At 72.3% G+C, this 584-nt stretch carries 1 protein-coding gene; it reads left to right on the top strand.

Annotation, left to right across the window (positions count from 1 at the left end; genetic code table 11):
* The coding region (locus tag CCN33_RS28335) for a DUF2344 domain-containing protein (protein ID WP_167387969.1) at positions 1–451 on the top strand (451 nt) is incomplete at its 5' end.
* Positions 452–584 lie beyond the last annotated feature (133 nt).

Below are 584 nucleotides of genomic sequence, written 5' to 3'. Positions count from 1 at the left end.
CGCCTCCGTGTGGGAGCTGCGGCTGGACGGCGTGGCCCACGAGGAGGCCAAGGCCGCCACCGAGGCGTTCATGGCGGCGGAGACGGTTCAGGTGCAGCGGATGGCCAAGAACGGCGTCCGTACGTTCGACGCCCGCGCCGCCGTCGTCACCCTGGAAACGCGGGACGAGTCGGCTGATAGGCCCAGCGACCGGCCCTGTGCGATACTGCGCCTGGTTGTTCGGCACGTGACGCCTGCCGTACGACCCGACGACGTCCTGTCCGGTCTTCGCGCCGTGGCCGACCTGGCGCCGCCGGTCCCCGCAGCGGTGACCAGGCTGGCGCAGGGGCTGTTCGATGAAGAGACCGGCACGGTGACCGACCCGCTCGCGCCCGACCGCGAGGCAGCCACGGCCCCGAAGGCCGAACCCGCTGCCGCCGCGACGGTGCCGGCGCCGGAAGGTCCCGCGTAGGGACGGACGCCGTAGCGCCGCCCTCTGATCCGGGTGCCACCTGGGTCGGGCAGCGCACCGACCAGAAGACTTTCGCCAGGCCGTACCGACAAGGCGTACGGAACCGGCGAGACAGGACACAGAGTGCTCCCGT

Source organism: Streptomyces recifensis (assembly GCF_002154615.1).
GTDB lineage: Bacteria > Actinomycetota > Actinomycetes > Streptomycetales > Streptomycetaceae > Streptomyces > Streptomyces griseoluteus.
The sequence above is the reverse complement of the archived record's forward strand: the minus strand, read 5'-3'. Positions and strand labels throughout refer to the sequence as shown.